The 17458-nt window shown below is 66.2% G+C and carries 20 protein-coding genes, 1 tRNA gene and 1 pseudogene; 11 read left to right on the top strand and 11 right to left on the bottom strand.

All coding sequences use genetic code 11. The features are described 5' to 3' along the window. Positions 1-224: 224 nt before the first annotated feature. The 5 genes and pseudogenes from CRO07_RS19170 to CRO07_RS14915 all read left to right on the top strand — a co-directional run. Positions 225-425: pseudogene (locus CRO07_RS19170) on the top strand (IS3 family transposase); the annotation flags it as partial. A 245-nt stretch (positions 426-670) separates the two neighbouring features. Further along, the gene (locus CRO07_RS14930) at positions 671-919 is read left to right on the top strand and encodes a FeoA family protein (RefSeq protein ID WP_097031466.1); all 249 of its coding nucleotides are present in this window, start codon (positions 671-673) and stop codon (positions 917-919) included. A gap of 6 nt (positions 920-925) precedes the next feature. Then, on the top strand, positions 926-1165 hold the full coding sequence (locus CRO07_RS14925; RefSeq protein ID WP_097031465.1) for a FeoA family protein: 240 nt from the start codon (positions 926-928) through the stop codon (positions 1163-1165). Continuing rightward, positions 1162-3474, top strand: coding sequence for a Fe(2+) transporter permease subunit FeoB (feoB, locus tag CRO07_RS14920; protein WP_097031464.1), 2313 nt, complete (start codon positions 1162-1164; stop codon positions 3472-3474). Before CRO07_RS14925 ends, feoB begins: the two co-directional genes overlap by 4 nt. Before the next feature lie 12 nt (positions 3475-3486). Beyond that, positions 3487-3729: a FeoC-like transcriptional regulator gene (locus CRO07_RS14915; protein WP_097031463.1), complete on the top strand. Its 243-nt coding sequence runs from the start codon at positions 3487-3489 to the stop codon at positions 3727-3729. On the opposite strand, the gene arsJ is transcribed toward CRO07_RS14915, so the two are convergent. Together arsJ and CRO07_RS14900 are read right to left on the bottom strand one after the other, a co-directional pair. Beyond that, a complete protein-coding gene (gene arsJ / locus CRO07_RS14910) occupies positions 3726-4988 on the bottom strand; it encodes an organoarsenical effux MFS transporter ArsJ (RefSeq protein ID WP_097031462.1) in 1263 nt (420 codons plus the stop codon). The two genes, CRO07_RS14915 and arsJ, sit on opposite strands and share 4 nt — an antisense overlap. A 785-nt stretch (positions 4989-5773) precedes the next feature. Next, positions 5774-5850, bottom strand: a tRNA-His gene (locus tag CRO07_RS14900). A 212-nt stretch (positions 5851-6062) separates the two neighbouring features. On the opposite strand from CRO07_RS14900, the gene CRO07_RS14895 reads away from it, so the two are divergent. Beyond that, positions 6063-6275 carry a DUF6324 family protein gene (locus CRO07_RS14895; RefSeq protein WP_097031460.1) on the top strand — a complete coding sequence of 71 codons (213 nt, stop codon included), beginning with the start codon at positions 6063-6065 and terminating at the stop codon, positions 6273-6275. On the opposite strand, the gene CRO07_RS14890 is transcribed toward CRO07_RS14895, so the two are convergent. The 6 genes from CRO07_RS14890 to ribB form a co-directional block, all read right to left on the bottom strand. Continuing rightward, positions 6276-6743: an MmcB family DNA repair protein gene (locus CRO07_RS14890; protein WP_097031459.1), complete on the bottom strand. Its 468-nt coding sequence runs from the start codon at positions 6741-6743 to the stop codon at positions 6276-6278. Between the two features lie 216 nt (positions 6744-6959). Next, positions 6960-7118 (bottom strand): hypothetical protein, encoded by a 159-nt coding sequence (locus CRO07_RS18945; protein WP_204840024.1) that lies wholly within the window; start codon positions 7116-7118, stop codon positions 6960-6962. A 237-nt stretch (positions 7119-7355) separates the two neighbouring features. Next, positions 7356-7679 (bottom strand): hypothetical protein, encoded by a 324-nt coding sequence (locus CRO07_RS14885; RefSeq protein ID WP_097031458.1) that lies wholly within the window; start codon positions 7677-7679, stop codon positions 7356-7358. A gap of 188 nt (positions 7680-7867) precedes the next feature. Then, the gene (gene nusB, locus CRO07_RS14880; protein ID WP_097031457.1) at positions 7868-8341 is read right to left on the bottom strand and encodes a transcription antitermination factor NusB; all 474 of its coding nucleotides are present in this window, start codon (positions 8339-8341) and stop codon (positions 7868-7870) included. Further along, positions 8338-8874, bottom strand: coding sequence for a 6,7-dimethyl-8-ribityllumazine synthase (locus tag CRO07_RS14875; protein ID WP_097031456.1), 537 nt, complete (start codon positions 8872-8874; stop codon positions 8338-8340). Before CRO07_RS14875 ends, nusB begins: the two co-directional genes overlap by 4 nt. Positions 8875-8877: 3 nt before the next feature. Next, complete coding sequence (ribB, locus tag CRO07_RS14870) at positions 8878-9981, bottom strand: 3,4-dihydroxy-2-butanone-4-phosphate synthase (protein WP_097031455.1); 1104 nt, start codon at positions 9979-9981, stop codon at positions 8878-8880. A 177-nt stretch (positions 9982-10158) separates the two neighbouring features. On the opposite strand from ribB, the gene CRO07_RS14865 reads away from it, so the two are divergent. Beyond that, positions 10159-11235, top strand: coding sequence for a phosphatase PAP2 family protein (locus tag CRO07_RS14865; protein WP_097031454.1), 1077 nt, complete (start codon positions 10159-10161; stop codon positions 11233-11235). 27 nt (positions 11236-11262) lie between these two features. Here CRO07_RS14865 and CRO07_RS14860 read toward each other — a convergent pair whose 3' ends face one another. After that, positions 11263-11859 (bottom strand): riboflavin synthase, encoded by a 597-nt coding sequence (locus tag CRO07_RS14860; RefSeq protein WP_097031453.1) that lies wholly within the window; start codon positions 11857-11859, stop codon positions 11263-11265. 137 nt (positions 11860-11996) lie between these two features. On the opposite strand from CRO07_RS14860, the gene CRO07_RS14855 reads away from it, so the two are divergent. Both CRO07_RS14855 and CRO07_RS14850 read left to right on the top strand, forming a co-directional pair. Then, positions 11997-13358 carry a capsule biosynthesis protein gene (locus tag CRO07_RS14855; RefSeq protein ID WP_097031452.1) on the top strand — a complete coding sequence of 454 codons (1362 nt, stop codon included), beginning with the start codon at positions 11997-11999 and terminating at the stop codon, positions 13356-13358. Between the two features lie 44 nt (positions 13359-13402). Continuing rightward, the gene (locus CRO07_RS14850) at positions 13403-14539 is read left to right on the top strand and encodes a polysaccharide biosynthesis/export family protein (protein ID WP_097031451.1); all 1137 of its coding nucleotides are present in this window, start codon (positions 13403-13405) and stop codon (positions 14537-14539) included. A 275-nt stretch (positions 14540-14814) separates the two neighbouring features. Here CRO07_RS14850 and CRO07_RS14845 read toward each other — a convergent pair whose 3' ends face one another. Further along, positions 14815-15312, bottom strand: a complete 498-nt coding sequence (locus CRO07_RS14845; RefSeq protein WP_097031450.1) for a MarR family winged helix-turn-helix transcriptional regulator — start codon at positions 15310-15312, stop codon at positions 14815-14817. A gap of 139 nt (positions 15313-15451) precedes the next feature. Continuing rightward, positions 15452-15721: an FAD assembly factor SdhE gene (locus tag CRO07_RS14840; RefSeq protein WP_097031475.1), complete on the bottom strand. Its 270-nt coding sequence runs from the start codon at positions 15719-15721 to the stop codon at positions 15452-15454. Between the two features lie 104 nt (positions 15722-15825). On the opposite strand from CRO07_RS14840, the gene CRO07_RS14835 reads away from it, so the two are divergent. Together CRO07_RS14835 and CRO07_RS14830 are read left to right on the top strand one after the other, a co-directional pair. Then, the gene (locus tag CRO07_RS14835; protein WP_097031449.1) at positions 15826-17028 is read left to right on the top strand and encodes a pyridoxal phosphate-dependent aminotransferase; all 1203 of its coding nucleotides are present in this window, start codon (positions 15826-15828) and stop codon (positions 17026-17028) included. A gap of 6 nt (positions 17029-17034) precedes the next feature. Next, complete coding sequence (locus CRO07_RS14830) at positions 17035-17445, top strand: hypothetical protein (protein WP_097031448.1); 411 nt, start codon at positions 17035-17037, stop codon at positions 17443-17445. Positions 17446-17458: the final 13 nt, after the last annotated feature.

The raw sequence follows: 17458 nt of genomic DNA, 5'->3' as shown, positions 1-17458 counted from the left end.
GATCCGTGTCGCCGTGCTCAACCGCTTCACCGACCTCGGCACACCCAGCACTGAGGCCAAGGGATAAGTCTGTCCGGTGAAAGGGGAGTTCTTGCCCTCAGCCGATTTGTGCAACAGAGCCTATCGGTGATGGTCTCTATCTCAGGCATAAGCACGTGCTCAGGCAGTTGCATGAGCCTCCATGGTCATGCCCAAGTGTCCGGTCGAAATGGGGGCCAGTTCAGACCATCAAGCTCTTCCACTACGAGAACCACGACCAGCTGCGAACACACCTCGCCGACTTCCTCGCAGCCTACAACTTCGCCCGCCAGCTGAAGACACTCGGCGGCCTCACGCCCAGCGAATACATCTGCAAAATCTGGATATCAGACCCGGATCGATTCACCCTAGACCCGATCCACCGGATGCCGGGACTGAACAGCTAGGGGGCCGGCCCCTCCCCACGCGGGGCGGGGCACTGGGGCCGTGGACTTGTCAGGCGTTCATTTTATCGGCGTCCCGCACAATTTTCCGCCGCCGCCTTGGTAATTTTTTCGGAAATCCCCCCTGACGGAGCCGAAGCTTGATCCGCGTCAAGGTGCCCCACTCATCATTCCTTATTAAAACGCTAAGACACTTGAGGATGCGCGCCCCGCGACGGGCGACGCGGGCGCAGAAGGAGGCCTTGGCCATGATGAACGCGAGGCAGGTGCCGCTGGCACTGGCACAAGAGAACGCCCGGATGGCCGTGACCGGCCTTGCCGGCTGCCGCGAAATGCAGAAGCGCCTGACGGAAATGGGTATTTTCGTCGGCAGCGAGTTGCAGGTCATCCGCGCCTGCGGTTGCGGCCCGCTGGTCGTGGCGGTCGGAAAATCGCGCCTCGCGCTGGGGCAGGACATGTCGCGCAAGATCTTCGTGACGCCGATTCTCGACAGGTAAGACCAGATGACTCTGACATTGAAGGACATCCCGGCCGGCCGCTCGGCCCGGGTCTCGGGATATGCGCCCGGGGGGGCGGCCTACCGCCAGAAACTGCTGTCGATGGGGCTGACCCCCGGCACCACGCTGAAGATCGTGCGGGTGGCGCCTATGGGCGATCCGGTGGTGATCGAGGTCCGCGGTTATCAGTTGTCGCTGCGCAAGGCCGAAGCCGAAGCCCTGACCATCGAGGAGACCGCGGCATGACGGCGGGAACCATCGCCCTTCTGGGTAACCCGAACTGTGGCAAGACCACCCTGTTCAACGCCCTGACCGGAACCCGTCAGATGGTGGGCAACTGGCCCGGCGTCACGGTCGAACGCAAGGTCGGCCAGTTCCGCATGGCAGAACGCACAGTCGAGGTCGTCGACCTGCCCGGCACCTATTCGTTGGGGTCGGGCCATACCGTGTCCCTCGACGAGCGTATCGCCCGCGATTACGCGCTGTCGGGCGAAGCGCAGGTGTTCGTGAACATCGTCGATGCCTCGAACATCGAGCGCAACCTTTACCTCACGATCCAGCTGATCGAAATGGGCGTGCCGGTGATCGTCGCGCTGAACATGATGGACATCGCCAAGGCGCAGGGGATCGCGATCGACCTGCCCACGCTGACGCATCGTCTGGGCTGCCCGATCGTGCCGATCGTGGCGGCCAATGGCACCGGAATCGAGAGCCTGAAAACCGAGATCTCCCGCGCACTGGATCAGGGCGTTCCCGCAATCAGGACCGTCAGCTACATCCCCGAAATCGAGGCCGCGCTGGCCGAGTTGGTGCCGTTGCTGACCGATGCGGGCGAGCGCCGCGCACCGCGCTGGCTGGCGCTGGAACTGCTTGAGGGCAGCGAGGTGCTGCTCGCCCGCCTGCCCGCGCTGGCCGACCGCGTGCATGGTCTGCGCGCCCGGATCGAGAACGAGATCGGCTATGACGCCGACACCGCCATCGCCAGCGGCCGCTATGACACCGTGGCCGAGGTGACCATCGACACCGTGCGGCGGACGGCGGAACTGGGCCGGACGCTGTCGGACCGGATCGACCGGGTGGTGCTGAACCGGGCACTGGGCATCCCGATCTTCCTGTTCGTGATGTATCTGATGTTCATGTTCACCATCAACGTGGGCAGCGCCTTCATCGATTTCTTCGACATCGCCGCCGGCACGATCTTTGTCGAGGGCACGGCCGACCTGCTGGGCAGGCTGGGCAGCCCCGACTGGCTGATCACGCTGCTGGCCTCGGGGGTGGGCGGAGGGTTGCAGACGGTGGCCACCTTCATCCCGGTGATCACCTGCCTGTTCCTGTTCCTGTCGGCGCTGGAGGATTCGGGCTACATGGCGCGGGCGGCCTTCGTGATGGACCGCTTCATGCGGATGATCGGCCTGCCGGGCAAATCCTTCGTGCCGCTGATCGTGGGCTTTGGTTGCAACGTGCCGGCGATCATGGCCAGCCGCACGCTGGAAAACCAGCGCGACCGGACCATGACCATCGCCATGACGCCCTTCATGTCCTGCGGCGCGCGGTTGCCAGTCTATGCGCTGTTTGCCGCTGCGTTCTTCCCGACCGGGGGGCAGAACCTTGTGTTCCTGCTGTATCTGATCGGCATCCTTGCCGCGGTATTCACCGGCCTTGTGCTGAAGAACACGCTGCTGCCCGGCGCCACCTCGCCCTTCGTGATGGAGCTTCCGCCCTATCACCTGCCGACGCCGAAGGGCGTGGTGCTGCGGACGTGGGAACGGCTGAAAACCTTCATGATCCGTGCCGGCCGGGTGATCGTCGCCGTTGTGGTGGTGCTGGCCTTCCTGAACTCCTGGGGCAAGGACGGCAGCTTCGGCAACGAGGATACCGACAATTCGGTGCTGTCGGGCATCGGCCGCGCCATCGTGCCGGTGTTCCAGCCGATGGGCATCACACCGGAAAACTGGCCCGCGACGGTGGGCGTCTTCACCGGCATCCTTGCGAAAGAGGCGGTGGTGGGCACGCTGAACGCGCTTTACACCGGCATCGCAGAAGGCGACGCCCCGGCAGAGGCGGAACCCTTCGACCTGATGGCCGGGCTTTCGGCGGCGGTGGCTTCGGTGGGCGAGAACCTGTCGGGTCTGGCCGAGACCGTGACCGACCCGCTGGGGATCACGCTGGGCGATGTCTCATCGACCGAAGCCGCGGCCGAGGAACTCGAAGTCGAGGCCGGCACCTTCGGCGCGATGCGGGCGCTGTTCGACGGACAGGCGGGGGCCTTCGCCTATATGCTGATGGTGCTGCTTTATGTGCCCTGCTCGGCCACCATCGCGGCGGTCTGGCGCGAGGCCGGCCCCGGCTGGACCGGCTTTGTCACCGGCTGGACGCTGGCGATCGGCTGGGGCTCGGCGGTGGTGTTCTATCAGGCGGCGACGCTGGCACGTCATCCCGGATCGTCCGCGCTGTGGATCGGCGGGGTGGTGGCGGCCTTTGCGGCGATCATCCTTGTGATGCGCCGGATCGGCCAGCGGGCGACGCCCGCCGCCACGCTGGCCCCCGGCGTCTGAAGGGGGCACGCGATGTTGCTAGAGGTCCGCAGCTATCTGAGAGCGCGCAGGCAGGCCAGCCTGTCCGATCTTGCGATCCGCTTCCGCAGCCAGCCAGACGCGATGCGCGGGATGCTGGATCACTGGATCGCCAAGGGCAAGGTGCGGCGCATCGCCTGCGCCTCGGCCTGCGGCAAGGGGTGCGGCGGCTGTTCCGCCGCATCCCAGCCCGAGGTCTACGAATGGCTTGAGGTAACGCCCAACGCCCTGCACTAAGCCTGCGGTCCGCATCCGCGATCTGGCGCGGGCCGCGCCGGCGGGTCACCCAGACCCCGCGCCACCGCCCAGCTTGCCGCCGCCATCGCGCCGGCGGTGGCAAGGCACAGCTCCAGCCCGCCCCACTGATAGCTGAGGCCCGACAGAAGCGTGCCGATCAGCCGCCCCGCCGCATTGGCCATGTAGTAAAACCCCACATCCATCGTGACCCTTTCGGCCTTGGCGAAGGCAAGGATCAGATAGGAATGCAGCGACGAGTTCACCGCGAACACGAAACCGAAGGCCAGAAGCCCCACCACCAGCGTCAGCGTCAGCCAGCCCGAAGGCCCGCCCGCCACCAGCGCCAAAGCTGCCAGCGCAAGCGGGATCGGCACCAGAATCCCCGACCACAGTCGCGCCTGATGGGTAGCCTCGCCCCGGCACAGCCGGGGCGCCATGCCCTGAACCGCGCCATAGCCGATGATCCACAGCGCCATGAAGCCGCCGATCAGAAAGAACGCCTCGCGCCGGCCCTCGGCGGTGCCATCCGACAGGACCGACTGGAAATAAACCGGAATACCCACCACGAACCACACGTCGCGGGCGCCGAACAGGAACAGCCGCGCCAGCGACAGCCGGTTGATGCGGACGTCCTTCGACCAGACCGAGGCGACCTTTGCCCCCTTCACGCCGCGCGGCAGGCCATCGGGCATCCACAGCACCACCGCCAGCAGGATCAGGGCCAGCACCGCCGCCATACCCCAGATCGCGGCCTGAAACCCCGCCAGCGCCAGCAGCGCCGCGCCCAGAAAGAAGCCCGCCCCCTTCACCGCGTTCTTCGATCCAGTCAGCCACGCCACCCAGCGGAACAGCCCATCGCCGTCGGGCGCAAGGATCTTCACCGCGCTTTTCGACGACATCTTCGCCAGATCCTTGGCCACGCCCGATGCCCCCTGCACCGCCATGACGAAAGCAACCGAGGCCGGGATGCTCCACGCAGGGTCCAGCATCGAAAGCGCCATCAGCGCCCCGATCTGCACCCCAAGACCGGCGTATAGCGTGGACGTCAGCCCAAAGCGCGCGGCCAGCCAGCCCGCCGACAGGTTGGTGACAATCCCCGCCAGTTCATACAGCAGGAACAGCCAGGCAAGCTGAACCGGCGAGAAGCCCAGCCCGTTGAAATGCAACAGCACCAACATCCGCAGCGCGCCATCCGACAGCATGAACGCCCAGTAGGCCGCCGTGACCGCCCCATAGGCGCGCCGGGCCGGGGCGCTCATCGCCCCCCCCGCGCCATGATGCCGGGGGCGACAGCGGCCCAGCGGCAGGCCCCCCGCCGCTGACGGACAGACGAACCGGCACGGAACGCGCCCCGCATCCCACCCCCGCCATGGCCGCACCACAGCCGAGACAGTGCATCCGACACGGCCCGCGCCGCCTGCCCCGGGGTTCCCGCCCGCCGCCCTGCCGCCGCCGCCGCGACCCACGCCCTGCCCCCGCAGGACGTGGACGGCCATGCAACCCCGGTCAACGGGTCAGTCTGCGACGGCAAACGCGGCAAATCGCCAGCCAGCCCCCCACCCCACCGGGAATGGCGCACCACTGCGACACCGGCTGCCACGCCAGCCGTCGCGGCTGGAACCGGGGCCTCTGACGTTGGCGCCCCTATGGCCCCAAAAGCGGCATTGGTCAGCCGTGTCATCCTTGCCTCCTGCGCCGGTGCCCGTCCGCAGGGCGGCCGGTTGCACATGGCGATCCAAACCCGGCACGCCGCAATCAGGTATCCCACCCGCGCGGCCCGGTTGGCGTCGGAGTAAGGATGCGCTGTAACAGTCTTGCGACAGATTTTTGCGCAACGCCACCGCGGCGCCCTGTCTTGCCAACCCGCCGGACGAACACGCCACGACCGTCCCGCCCCGCACCACCGCAAGACGGCTTTCGCAGATGCATGCCCAACGGACCGGCAACCGCGCGCAGGTCCGATCGCGCCGTGGCGCGCGGCACAAAACCGCCTGGTCGCCTTTCAGCGGCCGTCTGGTTTCCGATCTTTGATGAGGGGGGCGAGTGGTACCGACTCCCCGGCTCGAACGGGGGACCCCCAGATCCACAATCTGGTGCTCTAACCAACTGAGCTAAGTCGGCACTCGCGGGCCGTTTACCTCCCCCGTGCGGGGAATGCAAGGGGGGATTGCGGAGATGCGACGCGCATTTCTTCCCCTCTGACGGCAGCGCCGGCAGCCCGGGCGCGTCCGGTTTGGCAGGCGCATCACAGGATTGCGCAGGTGCATCGTGCGGGCGACTTGCCAGCGCGGCCGAACGGCGCTACCCCGGCCGAAACGACAGCGGAGGACACAATGGGCATCGACAAGCAGAGCGAGATCGCGGCGAACCTGCAAATCGGGCCGACTTCGCTTGGCATGGTCCGGATCTATATCGAGGGCGACGGGCTGGACCTGCCGCTGGACTTCGATCCCGACGAGGCCGAGGAAATCGCCGAGGAACTGCGCGCCGCCGCCGAACGGGCCCGCGCGATGGGCGCCCCCGCCGACCCGCGCAAGAAGAAGTAATCAGCCGGGCAGCGCCGCAGGATCGCGCAGCGCGTGCAGCCGCTGGGCTGCATGGCGCGCGAAGGCATGGGTCAGCGCCTTGCGCCGCGCCGGGGGCAGCCGAGATTCGGGCGCCATGCGAAGAACCTCGGCATCATAGCTGTCGGCAAGGATCAGGCCGCTGTCAGCCGGAAGCAGATCGGCCGGAAACGCCTCATCCACGGCGAAGAAGAAGCGGTCGCACCAGTCCAGATAGCCCTGCCACTTGCGGTCCGAGGTGAAATCGACGCGCGAGGATTTGCACTCGATCACCCAGATCTCGCCCTTCGGCCCCAGCGCCATGACATCGACCCGCAGGCCGGGCGCGGGCACCAGTTCCACCACCGACACGAAATCCAGCGCGCGCAGATGCCGGCAGACGCCGCGGGCGAGGCGCTGACCGGGGGCCAGCAGTGCCAGCCCGGAATCGGGAACCGAAACGGTAGACATCGCCGGATCATGAACGGAAAGGGAACAGATGTCCAGCCGGCAGCCTTGCCCTTGCCGACGGACGACAGCGGGCCTATCTAGATGGGTGGCGGGTTCTGCCCCTCTCGTGCAGTGGTCTTTTTCCAGTGGCCGATAAGCATCTCCGAGGGAGCTGGCTCTGCCAGGGTCGTGGCCCTGGTATCTGGCGACCACCTGACACTCAGGCTCTCGGGAAACTCACACCACCACGGCTGCCGCGGATCCCGCCACTTCAACCGGCGGAACGGGCGGCTCGCCCTTTGTCGCATCATCCGAGTCGGCGGTGAAATCCTTGGCGTAGGCGCGGCCCAGAGCGAAGGCGCATAACAGGTCGGGGAACCAGAGATGCCCTGACAAAGCGCAACCGGATTGCCCTGATTGCGGTCGCTATGGCCTTGGGCCGCGCGTGCGCAAAGCCCGCTGGCCTTGGAAACTGGCCTTGGAACGGGCAAAGTCCAAAGCCCGCAACGACGACCATACACAGGTCACGCGCGCATCCCGCTGGCCTTGCAACGCTCGCACCCGAAGGCAGGGGCCGCAATCAGCACCCCCTTGCCCGGCTGCGCCAATCCGCGCCTGCGCAGCGGCAGAAAATCAGCGGCGCGGCTTTACGCGGGCGCGGACAGGGATCGGCACGGGAACCAGACGGGTCGGCATCGGGCGCAGCAGTCGTCCGCCGGGCCGGTTGCCATCCTCGGGGTCGGCCATGCGCATCACGGCGATGGCGAACTGCACGCCGGCGAACACCACACCGTTGAACATCACCAGCATCAGCCCGCCCAGCCAGCCCATGTCGGTGTGCAGGACAAGGTGGCGAAGGCCCGCCACATCCAGCGCGACAAGGGCTGTCACGAAGGCGAAGGCGATGCCGAAACCGATAAGGACGTTGACGATATAAAGTCGGACAAGCTGGGGCATGATCGGGCTCCTCGGGGACACGATACCGCCAGTCGCGCCGGATGCCACAAGATTCTGCACCAAAGGGGCAGATCCTGCCGCTTTGGGGGCGAACCCCCGCCCGGATCGCCGGACAAGGACGCGCGGCGCCCGCCTTCGGTATCGTCAGACGAACGGCGCCGCGGCGACTTTGTTCCCGAAACGGCGCATCAGCCCTGCGGGAACGCCTCGGGTTTGGCCTCGCGCGCCATGTGATCCAGCACCGCATTCACGAACTTCGATTCGCGGCCTTCGGGAAAGAAGGCCTTGGCGATGTCCACGAACTCGTTGATGACCACCTTGGGCGGGGTGTCGCTTTCCAGCAACTCGGACCCCGCCGCGCGGAACAGCGCCCGGATCACCGGATCGATCCGGTCGATCGGCCATTTCGCCACCAGCGCACGATCGGTCATCTGGTCGATGCCGGCCTGCCGGTTCACCGCCCCCGACACAAGCCGGCGGAACACGGTGGCGTCGCCCTCGGCCATTTCGTCGCCGTCATAGGTGGCGCCGAAGCGATGGGTTTCAAATTCCTTCGACACCTGCTCGACCGTCTGGCCCGAGCTTTCCATCTGGAACAGCGCCTGCACCGCATAAAGCCGCGAGGCCGATTTCATCTGCCGCTTGTCGGGTTTCACACTCATGCTTCGGTCTTTCCGGCAAGGCGGAACTCGTCCACCGGCTTGAAGCCCATGCCGCGGCGTTCTCCGGCCCATTTGCGCGACAGCGCGATCAGATGCAGGGCTGCCGCCGCCGCACCGCCCCCCTTGTCCTGCCCCCCGGGGGCCGCGCGAACCGCCGCCTGTTCGCGGTTTTCCACCGTCAGGATGCCATTGCCGATGCAGGCGCCTTGCAGGCCCAGAAGCATCAGGCCGCGGCTGGAATCGTTGCAGACGGTGTCGTAATGCGTGGTCTCGCCGCGGATCACGCAGCCAAGGGCCACATAGCCGTCATAATTCGCCTGCCGCTCGGCCAGCGCCACGGCGGTCGGCACCTCGAGCGCGCCGGGCACCTCGATCAGATCGCAAGAGGCACCGCAGGCCTCGATGGTGGCACGGGCGCCAGCGATCAGATCGTCGGCAATGTCGCGGTAATAGGGCGCGACCACGATCAGAACCTTCACCGGCTTGTCGAAGCTGGGCAGCGGCAGGGTGGTATGGCTTTCGGTTGCGGCCATGGTTCAGCCCTCGGTGATATGATGGGTGCCGACGATGGACAGGCCGTAGGCCTCAAGCCCCACCACTTTCGGCGCCTTGGAATTGGTGACAAGCACGATCTGCGACAGGCCCAGCGCCGACAGGATCTGCGCACCCAGCCCATACTGGCGCAGCGTCTGCGGCGAGGCTTCGGCGTCGGGCACCAGTTTCATCGCAACGTCGCGCAGCAGCACCACGACCCCCCGCCCCTCTTGTGCGATCAGCCGCATCGCGCCGTGCAGATCGCCGGCATGGGCCGGGCCGATGCCCAGCACATCTTCCAACGGATTGAGCGCATGCATCCGCACCAGAACCGGCTCGGCGCTGCTGACGTCGCCCTTGGACAGCACGACATGTTCCGCACCTTGCGTATCATCGGCAAAGATCCGCATCAGCCAGTCGCCGCCATGGCACGAGGTCACATGCTTGACCGCCTTTTCCTTCACCAGATTGTCATGCCGGCGGCGATAGGCGATCAGATCGGAAATCGTGCCGATCTTCAGCCCGTGCTTCTGCGCGAAACCGATCAGATCGGGCAACCGCGCCATGGTGCCGTCGTCGTTCATGATCTCGCAGATCACGCCCGAGGGGTTCAGCCCGGCCAGACGGCTGACATCCACCGCGGCCTCGGTGTGGCCGGCGCGAACCAGAACGCCGCCGTCGCGGGCGCGCAGCGGAAAGACATGGCCCGGGGTCGCGATATCCTGCGGCCCCTTGGTCGGATCGATCGCCACCGCCACGGTGCGGGCGCGGTCGGCGGCCGAAATGCCGGTGGTCACACCCTCGCGCGCCTCGATGGAAATGGTGAACGCGGTCTCGTGACGGGACGAGTTCTTGGGCGCCATCAGATGCAGGCCCAACTGATCCACCCGCGCCGAGGGCAACGACAGGCAGATCAGCCCGCGCCCGTGCGTCGCCATGAAGTTGATCGCCTGCGGCGTGCACATCTGCGCCGGGATCACCAGATCGCCTTCGTTCTCGCGATCCTCGTGGTCGACAAGGATGAACATCCGCCCGTTGCGTGCGTCGTCGATGATCTCCTCGATCGGGGAAATCGCGTCGGAATATTCGGTTCTGATCTGGCTCATCGCATCGCTCCGGGACAAGACTTGCCCATAGCGCGCCCAGCGCCCGAAGGCCAGAGGTTCGGCGCCCGCCCGGACCGGACCTTTGTCCCATCAGGCCGCGGCTTTTCCACCCCGATGCCCCGATCAGGCCCCAATCCGTTGCCATCTTAGCAACGATCCAGAAGCGGCGAGGGACCGATGGTGCAACCCGGGAACGTGACAAAGGCGTTGCGCCATGCGGTGACCGAAAACCGCTGGCTTGTCCTGATCGTCATCGGGCACACGGGCATCGCCATGGCCATTTCGGCGCATTTCGGGTTGCCTTATGCCAACCGGATCTTTTCGGCGCTGTTGCATCTGCTGACCTTGCTGACGCCGGTCTATCTGCTGGTTCTGCTGGTCTGGACCGTGGTCGGGATCGCCCGCAGACGGCCACGGGTGCGCCCCATTGCGGCACTGACGCAAGAGATCCTGTCGCTTCTACGCGATCTGCCAAGGCTGATGTCGGGCAGCGTGGCGCTGGTGGCCATGGTCAGCTTTTTCCAAAGCTTTTCCTACATCAAAAGCACGATCCCCGACGTGAACGCCTTCGCATGGGATCGAACCCTTGCCGATCTTGACCGGGTGCTGCACGGCGGCCTTGACCCGTTCCACCTGCTGATGCCGATCCTTGGCACGCCGCTGGCCACCACCGCGGTGAACGCGGCCTATCATTTCTGGCTGTTCCTGCTTTATTTCTTCGTTTTCGTCGCGTGCTTCACCCGCACCAACCCGGATGCCCGCCGCACCTTCCTGATCGCCTTCACGCTGGTCTGGGGCCTTGGCGGCAACCTTGCCGCGACCGTCTTTTCATCAGCGGGCCCCTGTTATTATGCGCTGCTGGGTCTGGGCGAGCAGTTTCAGCCGTTGATGCAGACGCTGCGCGGCTTTCAGGATACCAGCCCGGTCTGGGCGATTCATGTGCAGGACATGCTGTGGGCCGGCCATACCTCGGGCAGCACCATGCGCGGGATTTCGGCCTTTCCCTCGATGCATGTCGCCAGTTCGACGCTGATGATGCTTTACGCCTTCACATGGCGGCGGTGGGCGGGCTGGGGGATGACCGGGTTCCTTGCCGTCATCATGGCGGGGTCCGTTCATCTGGGCTGGCACTATGCGGTAGACGGCTACGCCGGCGCGGCGCTGACCTTTGCCTGCTGGCACGTCACCCGAAAGATCTTCGTCTCCCGGACGCCACAGATGGGCCGCGGCCGGACGCAACCGGCCACGGCCTAGCACGCGAATCCCGACGAGCAGGCCGCCTTAGCCGAACTCGTTCAGCCGGGCGACGTAACGGGCCAGCGTGTCGATCTCAAGGTTGACGCGCATCCCCGGCGCGACGCCGCCCCATGTGGTCACATCCTGCGTGTGGGGGATGAAGTTGATGCCGAAATCGGCGCCATCGACCTCGTTCACCGTCAGCGAGGTGCCATTCAGCGCAACCGAACCCTTCGGCGCGATGAACCGCGCAAGCGCCTCGGGCGCGCGGAAGGTCACGCGCAGGCTGTCGCCCTCGGGCGCAGTGGCCACGACCTCGGCCACGCCATCGACATGGCCCGATACGATGTGCCCGCCCAGTTCGTCGCCCACCTTCAGCGCGCGTTCCAGATTGACCGGCCGACCAAGCGCCCAGTCGCCCAGAATGGTCTTGGACAGCGTCTCGCCAGAGATGTTCACCTCGAACCAGCCCGCGGGCGTGGTGCCGGTGGCAACCACGGTCAGGCAGACCCCATCGCAGGCGATCGAGGCGCCGATGTCGATGGTGGCCACATCATAAGAGGTGGCGATGCGGGCGCGAAGGTCTCCCTTCCGCTCAAGTTCCAGCACGCGGCCGATGTCGGTGACGATCCCGGTAAACATGACGCCTTATCCCTGACCCAAGACCTCACAGGTAGCCGCCCGCAGCGCCCCGCGCAACCGGGTGGCCCGCGGGTTTGCGCCCGCACCCCGCCCGCGCCGCGCGAAAAAGCCGTTTGCCTTTCCGGCATGCTGCATGAATGTGCGCACACCCCGCCGCAACGGAGACCGCCGTGACCGCCACCGACCGCAGGTTCCTGTTCCTTCAGGGACCGCACGGCCCGTTCTTCTACCGCCTCGGCCGCATGATGGCGGCCGCGGGCGCCGATGTGCTGCGCGTGGGCTTCAACTTCGGCGATCGCGCCTTCTGGCCCGACCGCCGCAGCTATCTGGCCTTTGACGGCCCGGCCGAGGACTGGCCCGCCACCTTCCGCGATCTGCTGACCCGCCGGCAGATCACCGACCTTGTGCTTTACGGCGACACGCGGCCCGTTCATGCCGCGGCCATCGCCATCGCGCGCAAGGCCGGCCTGACGATCCATGTGTTCGAGGAAGGCTACCTGCGCCCGCACTGGATCACCTATGAACGCGGCGGCGCCAACGGCCATTCGCGACTGATGCAGATGTCGCTGACCAGCATCCGCGCCGCGGTGGCGCGGTCGGATATCGACCTGCCCGACGCCGCCCCGCACTGGGGCGACATGGCGGCGCATATGGTCTGGGGCGCGATCTACCACGGCCTTGTGCTGGCAGGCGGGCGGGCCTATCCCGGCTTCCGGCCGCACCGGACGCTGTCGGTGGCGCAAGAGTTCCGTCTGCATTTGCGCCGGGTGATGCTGATGCCGCTGCACCGGCTGGAACGCGCGCTGGCCACGACCCGCATCCTGTGGGGCGGTTTTCCCTATCATCTGGCGCTGCTGCAACTGGAACATGACGCCAGTTTCCGGACCCACAGCCCCTTCGGCTCGATGACCGAGTTTCTGGCGCTGGTGTTGGAAAGCTTTGCCGCCGGGGCGCCTCGGCACCATCACCTTGTGATCAAGGCCCATCCGCTGGAAGACGGCCGCGCGCCGATCGCGCCCGAGATCCGCCGCCTTGCGGACCGGCACGGGCTGCAAGGCCGGGTGCATTTCGTGCGCGGCGGCAAGCTGGCCCGGCTGCTGGCCCATGCCCAAAGTGCGGTCACGGTGAATTCGACCGCCGGGCAACAGGCGCTGTGGCGCGGCCTGCCGGTCAAAACCTTCGGGGCGGCGATCTATGCCAAACCCGAATTCGTCTCGACTCAGCCCCTACCCGACTTCTTTGCCAACCCGCGCCGCCCCGACAGCCATGCCTATCGCGATTTTCGCCGCTTCCTGCTGGGAAGTTCACAGCTGACGGGGGGGTTTTATTCGATGGGCGGGCGCAGGCGGCTGTTGCGGCGGATCGTCGACCGGATGCTGGCGCCGCTGGATCCCTATGACCAGCTTGCCGCCGACAACAGCGCGGCACCAGGGCAACAGTTGCGCCTTGTCGGCGGGGCCGACCAGCCCGGACTGGCGAATGCCTCTCTATTCCGATAGCTTGCCTGAAAAACTTGAGGCATCTCCATCAAGGAGCCCGGGCAGTGAAAGTTTCGACCGTCAAAGGGGCAAGGACGCTTGCCCTGCTTTTGATCGTTTCCAGTCTGGTGGCCGCCTGCGGCCTGCCGCGCTCTGGCCCGAACAAGCGCGAGATCCTTTCGGGGGCGTCGCAGAAACAGGGCGATGCCTTCGTGGTGCCGGTGAACGGCCATGTCAGCCGCGCGGCCGCGACCACGCCGGCGTTCGGGTTCAGCCGAACCTTCCGCGATGCCGGTCTGATGGGGTCCGACATGATCGCGCCGGGCGACCGGCTGGGCATCACCGTGTTCGAAAACGTGCGCGACGACCCGCTTCTGGGCAATGCGGGGCAGCGGGTCTCGTCGCTCGATCAGGTCGAGGTCGACGGGCAGGGCTATATCTATGTCCCCTATGCCGGGCGCATCCGCGCCGCCGGCCAGACCCCCGAGGGGCTGCGGCAGGCGATCACCCGCCAGCTTCAGGATCAGACCCCCGATCCGCAGATCACGGTGCAGCGCCTTGCCGGCGACGGAAGCACCGTCACCGTGTCGGGCGCAGTGGGTGCCCAGGGCGTCTTTCCGATCGAGCGGCCGACCCGGACACTGGCGGCGATGCTGGCCAAGGCCGGCGGAACCACCATTCCGGTCAGCACCGCCATCGTCCGCGTGACCCGGAACGGCCGGACCGGGCAGATCTGGCTGGAAGACCTTTACCGCAACCCCTCGCTTGATATCGCGCTGCGCCCCGGCGATGTGGTGGTGGTGGAACAGGACAGCCGCTCGTTCGTGGCGCTGGGCGCGATGGGGGCGCAAAGCCGGATCCAGTTCGACACCCAGAACGTTTCGGCGCTTGAGGCGCTGGCGCGGGTGGGCGGCCTGAACACCCAGATCGCCGATCCGAAGGGCGTGTTTGTCCTGCGCGACGAGCCGGCCGAGATCGCCAACGCCGTGCTGGGGCGCAAGGATCTGTCGGGCGACCAGCGCATGGTCTATGTGCTGGACCTGACCCAGCCCACCGGCCTGTTCGAGGCGCGCGACTTCACCATCCGCGACGGCGATACGATCTATGTCACCGAGGCGCCCTTCGTGCAGTGGCAGAAAACGCTGAGCGCGATCACCGGGGCCACGGGTGCGGCAAATCAGGTGGCCAACACCGGACAATAGGCGCGCCCTGCCGCTGCCGCCGATCACCCCCGGCGCCCCCCGACCAGAGGCACGGCAAACCGCCGCGCCAAGGGGGCGTCAGGGCCAAGGCATCACTTGGCCCTGACAAGGCGCCCGGCGCAAGCCAAGCGGCACGGGACAGCAGACCAAGGAAGCCAAACCCAAGGCATCGCCCCGATGCGGAATGATCGACCCGGCGCCTGACGGAACCGCCAGCGCCGCGGGCCAGCCGCGCCGACGGCCCCCCGCAGGTCAATGAACGGCGCCACCTTGGGCTAATAGATGTAGCGGATCTGTTCGGTCCAATACCGCTCCATCCGGCGCAGGGCATGGTTGATGTCTTCCATCCCGGCCACGCCAAGCACGCCGCGACGGTCCAACCCTTCGGCGTGACGGGCGAACAGGTCGGTCAGGATCTGACGCACCTTGCGTCCCTTCTCGGTCAGCCGCACCCGGACCGAACGGCGGTCGATCTCGGACCGCTGGTGATGCATGTAGCCCAGTTCGACCAGCTTCTTCAGATTGTAGCTGACGTTCGAGCCCTGATAATAGCCGCGGCTTTTCAACTCTCCGGCCGTCACCTCGTTCTCTCCGACGTTGAACAGCAAAAGCGCCTGCACCGAATTGATCTCGAGCAGGTTGAGCCGTTCAAACTCGTCCTTAACCACATCGAGCAGCAGCCGGTGAAGACGCTCCACCAGCGAAAGGCTCTCGAGATAGCCCAGAAGGAACGCCTTCTGCGAGCCATCGAGAATACCTGCGTGAACCGTCATTCCTGTTCTCCAACATTGATCCGCAGGAGGCAGAATCGGCACAAACAGCAAACATACCGTAAACTCGTGAGAACTTTTCCGCGTCAGCGCGTTGGTTTCATCGCGACAATTTCGGCGCGACCCTTTCAGCGCGACCCTTTCAGCGCGACAGCCGCGCCCGCGCGAAGGCGCCGATTTCCGCGATCAGCCCCGCAAGGCGTTCCGGCGGCTGACGCTGACCCAGAACCCAGGGCAGCAGATCCTGATCGTTCTCGTTCAACAGCGAATCGTAAAGCGCCAGATCGGCGTCATCCAGCCCGGCAAGATGGGCGTCGGACCAGGGACCAAGAATCAGATCCATCTCTTTGGTGCCACGCCGCCACGACCGCATGGACATGCGTTTCAGCCGCGCCTCTGCCGTCTCGGCCATGATCCCAACCCCTTCAAACCGCTTGATCGCCATGGGGGCGCACCCTAAGACAAGTGGCCGAAAGCTGCAAACCGGCTTGCCCCACCCCCCGGAGATTTTCCCGCATGGCCTTCCTGTCCGACACGCTTGCCCGCGTCAAACCTTCGCAGACCATCGCGGTCACGAACAAGGCACGCGAACTGGCAGCCGCCGGGCGCGACGTGATCGGCCTTGGCGCGGGCGAGCCCGACTTTGACACCCCGCAGAACATCAAGGACGCGGCCAAGCGCGCGATCGACGCGGGCCGCACCAAATACACCGCGGTGGACGGCATCCCCGAGTTGAAAAAGGCGATCTGCGACAAGTTCGCCCGCGAAAACGGGCTGAGCTACACCCCCGCGCAGGTGACGGTGGGCACCGGCGGCAAGCAGATCCTTTACAACGCGCTGATGGCCACGCTGAACCCCGGCGACGAGGTCATCATCCCTGCGCCCTACTGGGTCAGCTATCCCGACATGGTGCTGCTGGCCGGCGGCACGCCGGTTGCGGTGGCAGCGGGCATGGAGACCGGCTTCAAGCTGACGCCCGCACAGCTTGAGGCGGCGATCACGCCGAAAACCAAGTGGTTCATCTTCAACTCGCCCTCGAACCCCACCGGCGCGGCCTATACCCGTGACGAGTTGAAGGCGCTGTGCGCGGTGCTGCTGCGCCATCCCCACGTCTGGATCATGTCAGACGACATGTATGAGCATCTGGTGTTCGACGATTTCGCCTTCACCACCCCGGCACAGGTCGAACCCGGACTTTACGACCGGACGCTGACCTGCAACGGCGTGTCAAAAGCCTATTGCATGACCGGCTGGCGGATCGGCTATGCCGCGGGGCCGGTCGAACTGATCCGGGCGATGGGCACGATCCAGTCGCAATCGACCTCGAACCCCTGTTCAATCGCGCAATATGCCGCGCTGGAAGCCCTGACCGGCCCGCAAGAGTTTCTGGCCACCAACCGCGCGGCGTTCCAGCGCCGGCGCGATCTGGTGGTTTCGATGCTGAACGAGGCGAAGGGGGTGACCTGCCCGAACCCGGAAGGCGCGTTCTATGTCTATCCCGACATTTCGGGCTGCATCGGCAAGACCTCGGCCGGGGGCGCGAAAATCGTCGATGACGAGGCTTTCGCCTCGGCGCTGCTGGAAGAGGCCGGGGTGGCGGTGGTCTTTGGCGCGGCCTTCGGGTTGTCACCGAATTTCCGGGTCAGCTATGCCACATCGGACGAGGTGCTGCGCGAGGCCTGCGCCCGGATTCAGGCGTTCTGCGCCGGGCTGAGCTGAGGGCGCATGTCCGATCTGCCGGGCCACTATTTCCGCATCCGCGAGAATGGCGCGACCGTGTTCCGCGTCGAAGGGGCCAGCCGTCAGCAGCGGATCGCGATGGAGCCTATCGCGACGGTCAACCTGCGGACGGGCGAGATCCGGCCCCAGGGCGACCGGGCGCTGGACGAGACCGATCTGGCCGAAATCCGGCGCTGGATCGTCGACCGGGCCGAGACCGTCGCTCGGCGCGAGGTGGATGACATCCTGCGCACGGTGGATCATCTGAACCTGACCGCGCACTGGGCGCAGGCCCGCGCGACCGATGCGCAGCTTGAGGCGGTGACGGATGCCTTGCTGCTGGCGATGCACGATCTGCGCGGGGTGCTGGTCCGGCGCAAGGCGGATCGCCTGATGAAGGGCGGGCGCGACGACTAGGGCCGGCGATGCA

The organism is Cereibacter ovatus (assembly GCF_900207575.1).
Taxonomy (GTDB): Bacteria; Pseudomonadota; Alphaproteobacteria; order Rhodobacterales; family Rhodobacteraceae; genus Cereibacter_A; species Cereibacter_A ovatus.
This window is presented reverse-complemented; position numbering and strand designations above follow the sequence as displayed.